Origin of the sequence: Streptococcus vestibularis ATCC 49124 (assembly GCF_000188295.1) — a bacterium.
Classification (GTDB): domain Bacteria; phylum Bacillota; class Bacilli; order Lactobacillales; family Streptococcaceae; genus Streptococcus; species Streptococcus vestibularis.
This window is the reverse complement of record NZ_GL831112.1, coordinates 1036380-1044902: the sequence shown is the minus strand read 5'-3', so window position 1 is coordinate 1044902 and position 8523 is coordinate 1036380. Positions and strand designations below refer to the sequence as shown.

Below are 8523 nucleotides of genomic sequence, written 5' to 3'. Positions count from 1 at the left end.
CCTGGTCACATGTCCAAAGCCCGTCGACAAGTTCAGGAAAATCTTAAGCATGTTGATTTTGTAACAATTTTAGTGGATGCACGTTTGCCACTGTCAAGTCAAAATCCCATGCTGACTAAAATTGTTGGTGATAAACCAAAACTTTTAATTCTTAATAAGGCTGACCTTGCTGATAGTAATCGTACAAAAGAGTGGCGTAGCTATTTTGAGACTCAAGGGATTAAAACCTTGGCCATTAATTCCAAGGAACAATCTACAGTTAAATTGGTGACAGACGCTGCTAAGAGTCTTATGGCTGACAAGATTCAACGATTACGTGAACGTGGTATTCAGAAAGAGACCTTGAGAACCATGATTATTGGGATTCCAAATGCTGGGAAATCTACCTTGATGAATCGTTTGGCTGGTAAAAAAATTGCCGTTGTAGGAAATAAACCTGGTGTGACAAAAGGTCAACAGTGGTTGAAGTCTAATAAGGACTTGGAAATCCTTGATACTCCGGGAATTTTGTGGCCTAAGTTTGAAGATGAGTTGGTCGGCTTGAAGCTTGCTTTGACTGGAGCCATCAAGGACCAGCTCTTGCCAATGGATGAAGTTACGATTTTTGGACTTAACTATTTTAAAACTTACTATCCTGAACGTTTAGAGGAACGCTTTAAAGGTATTGACATTGAGGAAGAGGCACCAGAAATCATAATGGAAATGACTCGAAAACTTGGCTTCCGTGAAGATTATGACCGTTTCTATAATCTATTTGTCAAAGAAGTTCGTGATGGAAAACTAGGTCGTTACACACTTGATATTGTTGGGGTCGATACTGATGGCGACAATTAAAGAAGTCAAGGAGCAATTGGCCACTTTGACAGATCTTGACGATTACCGATGGGCAAGTTTTGAGGATGATAGTCGAGCTGGTGTGCAGACTGCCATTAAGCAACGACGTAAAGCTATCCTAGCTGAGATTGCTGAGGAAGAACGCTTAGAGATGATGCTCAGTTACGAAAAAGTACTTTATGCTCAGGGAGTTGAACTCATTGCAGGTGTTGATGAAGTTGGACGTGGCCCTTTGGCTGGGCCGGTGGTAGCTGCAGCGGTTATCTTACCAAAGTTTTGCAAAATAAAAGGTCTCAATGACAGTAAAAAAATTCCCAAATCAAAACATGAAGCCATTTATAAGCAGGTGATGAAGGAAGCAGTTGCTGTTGGGGTTGGTATTAAGGACAACCATGTGATTGACGATGTCAATATTTATGAAGCAACCAAGCTTGCTATGGCTGAAGCTATTGAAAAACTTAGTCCCAAACCTGAACATTTGTTAATTGATGCCATGACTTTGGACCTACCAATAGGACAAACATCAATTATAAAAGGGGATGCTAATTCTTTATCTATTGCGGCAGCTTCCATCGTAGCGAAGGTAACCCGTGATAAGATGATGGCTGACTATGATCAGGAGTTTCCTGGTTACGCATTTGCCAAAAATGCAGGCTATGGTACCAAGGATCATCTGTCTGGCCTAGATAACTTTGGTGTTACACCAATTCATAGAAGAAGCTTCGAACCAATAAAGTCAATAATAAAAAGTAGGTGAAGTGGCGTGATTTTAGCTATTGATATCGGAGGAACCTTTATCAAGTTTGGGTTAGTTGATGATGATTTTAAGATTAGCAATCAATCTAAAGTTCCAACACCACCAACGTTAGACAACTTTTGGTTGACTTTAGAGCATATTGTCTCGTCTCACAAGGATATTATTTCTGGGATTGCCATTGCGTGCCCAGGAGAAATAAATAGTAAACGTGGTTTCATTTTCAAGGGCGGTCTTATCCCTTATTTAACGGCTATCCCACTTGGGTCACGATTGACTAAAACATTTCAACTGCCTGTAAAGGTTATCAATGATGCTGATGCGGCGGCTTTGGCTGAAGCCAGATATGGAAGTCTACAAGAGTTAGATTGTGGGGCTGCCTTGGTTTTAGGTACGGGTGTTGGTTTAGGACTTGTCTCACAGGAGGACTTGCTATCACCTCTGTCAGTTACCCAATATCTGCGAGCTCCAAGTCCCCAAAGCATGAGTCAAACCTCTCTGCCCTTCCAGTGGGAATTGTTTATGCATGGCTTAGTAAGTCTTGTCGATAACAAGGGGTCTGCAGTAGGCTTTATTCATGAAGCCAGTGAGTTACTTGGGTTAAATCAAGACGATGGTCCAACAGTATTCTCAGCGATAGAGGAAAATCAATCGGAAGATCTAAATCTTTTATTTAAAAACTATTGTCATGAAATTGCTGTTCTTGTACTAAATTTGCAGAGCTTCTTTAGGCTGGAGAAAGTTGTTATCGGTGGTGGTATCAGTAGGCAAGATACTTTAATTGAAGGAATATGCGATGCCTATGAGGAGTTATTTAATGATAAGTCTGAATTAGGTTTTGAGCCTATAACTCTTCAAGCCTGTCATTTCCATAACGATAGTAACCTATTAGGGGCGGCGTCTTATTTTGCCTCTGAAAATGATTTATAATCAAGGAAAGTTCCATAATGGAGCTTTTTTCTTTTCTGTTGCGAATAAAGAAAAGGAGGTATCTATATGAATAATTTTGAACTTTTTAAACTTAAAGCCGCTGGGTTGACGAATTTGAATATCTTAAATATTTTGGACTATCAAAAGACTAAAGATAGAAAATTGAGTTTACGTGATATGGCAGTGGTATCCAAGTCTAAAAATGCAGTACTCTTTATGGAAAAGTATAAGAGTTTAGATATTAAGCAACTCAAAGAACAGTTTGAACGTTTTCCTACGTTATCGATTTTTGATAAAGAATATCCCATTGAGCTGAAGCACACCTATAATCCTCCTGTTCTCCTTTATTATCAGGGAAATCTTGATTTACTGATTAAACCAAAGCTAGCTGTTGTTGGGGCAAGAAATTGTTCTGAAACAGGCAAGCAGTCTGTTCGAAAAATTGTTAGTGAACTTGGTAATCAGTTTACTATTGTGAGTGGATTGGCGCGTGGAATTGATACTTGTGCGCATATGGAGTCCTTGAAAAATAAGGGAAACACTATTGCAGTTATCGGGACAGGACTTGATGTTTATTATCCTAAAGAAAATAAAGCTTTGCAGGACTATATGGCTAAAAACCATTTAGTTCTTACAGAATATGGACCGGGGGAACAGCCTCTCAAGTACCATTTTCCTGAACGAAATCGGATTATTTCTGGATTGTGTCAAGGAGTTATGGTCGTAGAAGCTAAGCTTCGCTCGGGAAGCCTGATTACTTGTGAGCGTGCCATGGAAGAAGGTAGAGATGTTTTTGCTATTCCAGGAAATATTTTAGATGGAAAGTCAGACGGATGCCATCACTTGATTCAGGAGGGTGCAAAGTGCATCACGACAGGGTTTGACATTCTTTCAGAGTTTTCTTGAAAATCAAAGTTCTCCTATAGAGATAAAGTTTTTTATTGACAGTTAAAGAAAAGGAAGGTATCATGTTAGTTGCTTGGTTCAAGATGTTTCATTTTTTAATGTCTTGTGACTAGATTTTAGACAGATTAGTGGCGCAGCCAGTTTATAATATTACAAGGAAATAGTCTATGGCGACAGCAACGAAAACTAAAACAACAAAGAAAACGACAGCCAAAAAGGCGACTAAAAAGAGGGCGACACCAAAGAAAAATTTGGTCATCGTGGAGTCTCCTGCCAAAGCAAAAACTATTGAAAAGTACCTTGGGCGCAATTATAAAGTTGTAGCCTCTGTTGGGCATATCCGTGATTTGAAAAAATCAAGTATGTCTATTGATTTTGAAAACAACTACGAACCTCAGTACATTAATATTCGAGGTAAAGGACCTCTTATCAATGAATTGAAGAAAGAGGCTAAAAAAAGCTAAGCAAGTCTTTCTCGCAAGTGACCCGGACCGTGAAGGGGAAGCCATTTCATGGCATTTGTCACATATTCTTGGTTTAGAGCCAGAGGAAAAAAATCGTGTCGTCTTTAACGAAATTACTAAAGATGCAGTGAAGAATGCCTTTGTGGAGCCACGCGCCATTGACATGGACTTGGTAGATGCGCAGCAAGCTCGTCGTGTCTTGGACCGTATTGTGGGTTACTCCATTTCACCTCTTCTTTGGAAGAAGGTTAAGAAAGGTCTTTCTGCAGGTCGGGTGCAATCGGTAGCTCTTAAGCTTATTATTGACCGTGAGAATGAAATTAAGGCCTTTAAACCAGAAGAATATTGGACAATTGATGGTTCCTTTAAGAAGGGTACTAAGAAATTTCAGGCTAGTTTCTATGGCTTGGATGGTAAAAAGCTTAAGCTCAACAATAATGACGATGTTCAAGCCGTTCTGTCTCGTATCACAAGTGATGATTTTAATGTAGATAAGGTAGAGAAAAAAGAACGCCGTCGTAATGCACCATTGCCATATACAACCTCATCTCTCCAACAGGATGCTGCTAATAAGATTAACTTCCGTACACGTAAGACCATGATGGTTGCCCAACAGTTGTATGAAGGGATTAATCTGGGTTCAGGAGCTCAAGGTTTGATTACCTATATGCGTACGGACTCAACACGTATCAGTCCGGTTGCTCAAAACCAGGCTGCTGAATTTATTACAGAACGCTTTGGTTCTAAGTATTCAAAACACGGTAGCAAGGTGAAAAATAGTTCGGGAGCACAAGATGCTCATGAGGCTATCCGTCCGTCAAATGTTTTCCAAACACCAGAAAGTATCGCTAAGTATTTGGATAAGGATCAGCTTAAGCTCTATACTCTTATCTGGAATCGTTTTGTAGCGAGTCAAATGACAGCAGCAGTATTTGATACGATGAAGGTGACCTTGTCTCAAAACGGAGTCATTTTCACAGCAAATGGTAGCCAAATCAAGTTTGACGGTTATATGGCCGTTTACAACGACTCTGATAAAAATAAAATGCTTCCTGATATGGCTGAAGGTGATACGGTTAAGAAGGTTGTGACAACGCCTGAACAACACTTTACGCAACCACCTGCACGCTATTCTGAAGCGACATTGATTAAGACTTTGGAAGAAAATGGCGTTGGTCGTCCGTCAACATATGCGCCAACGCTTGATGTTATCCAACGTCGCTACTATGTCAAATTGGTGGCTAAACGTTTTGAACCAACTGAACTTGGTGAAATTGTTAATAGCCTAATCGTAGAGTTCTTCCCAGACATCGTGGATGTTAAATTCACTGCCGAGATGGAAGGTAAACTCGATAAAGTTGAAATCGGTAAGGAACAATGGCAGAAGGTTATTGATGAATTCTTCAAACCTTTCCAAAAAGAATTGGAAAAAGCTGAAGAAGGTATTGAAAAAATCCAAATCAAGGATGAGCCTGCTGGTTTTGATTGTGATCTCTGTGGTCACCCAATGGTCATCAAACTTGGTCGCTACGGTAAGTTCTACGCATGTAGTAATTTTCCAGACTGTCATAACACCAAGGCCATTACTAAAGAAATTGGCGTTACTTGTCCAACCTGTGGTCAAGGTCAGGTCATCGAACGTAAGACAAAACGTAATCGTGTCTTTTATGGTTGTGACCGCTATCCTGACTGTGAATTTACGTCGTGGGATATCCCTGTTGGACGTAACTGTCCTAAATCAGGCGATTACCTCGTCGAGAAGAAAGTACGTGGTGGTGGCAAACAAGTCATCTGTAGTAACGAAGAGTGTGACTACAAAGAATCTGTTGTTAAATAAAGACATAGCTATCTCAAGTTAAGACTTGGGATAGTTTTTTGTCTTTTATCCAAAAAACTGATACTTTCCTTAAATTTGTTTTTTATACTAAGGATGAAAAGAAAGGAGAGTAAGTGGTTTTTGATATTAGTAAGATATAAGATTATATTGAAAAAACACTTATTCTGAAAGAGGTGCATCAATGCAAATAACTGTTAAACAACTTTCAAAATCATACAAAGATAAGACTATTTTAGACAATGTCACATTTACTATTGAATCTGGAACAGTTTGTGGTCTCTTAGGGGTTAATGGTGCTGGTAAGTCGACACTGATGAAAATACTTTTTGGTTTGCTTCCCAAAAGTAGTGGAGAAATTCAATTCGATGGCATATCAAAAGGCAAACAATCATTAGGTGCATTAATCGAAGCACCTGCTATTTATCACAACCTTTCGGCTTTTGATAATTTAAAAACAAAAGCGTTACTATATGATATTCCTGATTCAAAGATTATTAAAACCTTAGAAATAATTGGTCTTTCAAATACTAGAAAGAAAAAGGCCGGTAAATTTTCATTAGGTATGAAGCAACGATTAGGAATTGGCATGGCTATTTTAACTGATCCCCAATTTTTAATTCTCGATGAGCCTACTAATGGACTTGATCCTGATGGTATAAAAGAACTGCTAGACCTTATTCGTTCTTTGAAGGCAAAAGGGATGACGATTCTGATTTCTAGCCATCAACTTTTAGAAATAAGTAAGGTGGCCGATCATATTCTTATTCTCGACAAAGGTAAAATACAATATGATGGTGAAAATAAAAATGTAGATAGTCTTGAGAGACTCTTCTTTAAAATTGTTCATGGGGGGTACTGATATGCAAAAGATATTCTATTCGGAATTGCTCAAATTACGACATTTAGGAACGACTAAATTCTTAATAATCATACCGTTTTTAACCGTTCTTATAGCCTTTTTAATGGGAGGATTGCAGATTTTTGTTCCCTTTTCAGTCTATTGGTGGGAAGCTATCTTTTTATATCTAGTGAATGGTCTATTGTTCATAGTTGATAGACGTTTAGAAGGTCAGGCGGGGCATTTTCAAAATGTTACAAACAGGAGTTTCGCTTGGAAAATTTCTCTGATGAAAATGGTGCTTATAGGAATGAGAACGTTCATTTCTAGTTTATTCTTACTAGTTTTCCTCAGTCTCGTTGCATTTATTTATGCAGGTTTTATTCCAATAAATATTCCTAAAACAGCTATTTCATTAATCTTAATTTGGATGACAACTTTATGGAATATTCCTTTTCTTTATCTGATGTCTAAATACATTAGTCATTTCATCCTATTAGCACTTAACACACTGACTTGTCTTTTAATAGCACCATTTATTGCTCAAAGTTCACTCTGGTTCGTCTTGCCCTATACCTATCACTATAAAATAGCTCAATTTATATTAAACCTTAAACCATCAGGGGATATTATTGTAAATCAAAATCAATACAGCATTTCGCAAGTGTTACTTACGATGATACTATCAATAGCAGTGACATCACTTTTATCTTATGTCCTGCAAGGGAGACAATCAAATGCTAAGGTGTGAGTTACTTAAATTAAAGAATACTATTAGTCTCTATCTTATTGTCAGTTTTTCGTTACTAGAGATTCTTTTAATCCCCCTTTATGTAAGTTTCGTTCCTAATGGTTTTTCCCTAACAAATTTAGCCATATTATCTTTTTTATGCTATCCACTATTAACAGTATTTTTATCAATTTTAGGGATTGAACAGGAAAAACACTCTAATCAATATCAAGAAATATCGAGTTATCCTAAAAAAGACGTTTATGGTTGGCTAAACTTTTAATAGCAGACCTAATCCTTAGCCTACCTTCTTTATTGAGTTGGATTAGTATAAATCTACTCTTAAAACATAGCCTCGATGGATTTGTAGTAAGCCTATCAAGTTGGATGCTAATTATCTTTCTCAATCATTTTCATTACTTAACACAAGTGAGTCTGAACAGTGCCAGTAATATTATTATCTCTATGGTTGAAATTATTTTTATTATTTTTGCTAGTAATAAAGTTTTCTTGTCTATTCATTGGCTTCCTATTGCATTTCCTATTAACAGCATTCTCATAGGTGATTGGCGTCAACTCACTACCTTGCCTTTATGGATAGTTGGGGTGACTATGTTATTTATTTGTTCCATAGATTTCAAAACAAAAAGATAATATAAGAAATAACATGGATAGTATATTAGTCTTCAGTGATTATCCTAAAATAATATTAATTGTTTGTCTGAAAAGTAAACTATATTAGTTAATTTTTTATACTAAGGATGAAAAGAAAGGAGAGTTATTATGAAACGTTTAAGTTTATCAGGTTCCCAACTCAAATATATAGCCCTAATTACTATGGTATTCGACCATATTCATTATTTTTTTGATTATACAGGGGAAATCCCCATTTGGTTTGCTATGATTGGGAGATTAGCGGCTCCCTTGTTCCTTTTTTGTGTGATTGAGGGTTTTATTCATACCCATAACCGGAAGAAATACTTCCTAAAGATTTATGCTTTAGCAATTGTGATGGGATTGATTCAATTTGGATTCTATAATTTTCTACATCCTCTAGTTAGACCGGATGGTTTCTTTCCACAAAATATGATGCTGTCGTCATTCGCAATTTTGCTCGTTGCTCTTCAAGGTATTGCTTGGATTCAAGAAAAGAAATACCTTAAAGGACTCCCAACCTTACTTTTCCCATTATTGCTTCCATGGTTAATGGTACCTTTTTATCTGCTAAGT

At 37.5% G+C, this 8523-nt stretch carries 7 protein-coding genes and 1 pseudogene; all 8 read left to right on the top strand.

The genetic code is table 11. From position 1 onward, the window contains the following. The coding region (ylqF, locus tag HMPREF9425_RS05115; RefSeq protein WP_003097287.1) for a ribosome biogenesis GTPase YlqF at nucleotides 1–834 on the top strand (834 nt) is incomplete at its 5' end. After that, the gene (locus HMPREF9425_RS05110) at nucleotides 821–1591 is read left to right on the top strand and encodes a ribonuclease HII (RefSeq protein ID WP_003097285.1); all 771 of its coding nucleotides are present in this window, start codon (nucleotides 821–823) and stop codon (nucleotides 1589–1591) included. The genes ylqF and HMPREF9425_RS05110, both read left to right, overlap by 14 nt. Before the next feature lie 6 nt (nucleotides 1592–1597). Then, nucleotides 1598–2518, top strand: coding sequence for an ROK family protein (locus HMPREF9425_RS05105; RefSeq protein ID WP_003097283.1), 921 nt, complete (start codon nucleotides 1598–1600; stop codon nucleotides 2516–2518). A 66-nt stretch (nucleotides 2519–2584) separates the two neighbouring features. Beyond that, a complete protein-coding gene (gene dprA, locus HMPREF9425_RS05100) occupies nucleotides 2585–3424 on the top strand; it encodes a DNA-processing protein DprA (RefSeq protein WP_003093081.1) in 840 nt (279 codons plus the stop codon). 167 nt (nucleotides 3425–3591) lie between these two features. After that, nucleotides 3592–5725: pseudogene (gene topA / locus HMPREF9425_RS05095) on the top strand (type I DNA topoisomerase). A gap of 181 nt (nucleotides 5726–5906) precedes the next feature. After that, a complete protein-coding gene (locus HMPREF9425_RS05090) occupies nucleotides 5907–6584 on the top strand; it encodes an ABC transporter ATP-binding protein (protein ID WP_003097278.1) in 678 nt (225 codons plus the stop codon). A 1-nt stretch (nucleotide 6585) separates the two neighbouring features. Continuing rightward, entirely contained in the window at nucleotides 6586–7314 is a 729-nt protein-coding gene (locus tag HMPREF9425_RS05085) for a lantibiotic immunity ABC transporter MutE/EpiE family permease subunit (protein WP_037621492.1), read from the top strand. A gap of 762 nt (nucleotides 7315–8076) precedes the next feature. Next, a partial coding sequence (locus tag HMPREF9425_RS10330; protein WP_003097273.1) for a TraX family protein occupies nucleotides 8077–8523 on the top strand: 447 nt, incomplete at its 3' end.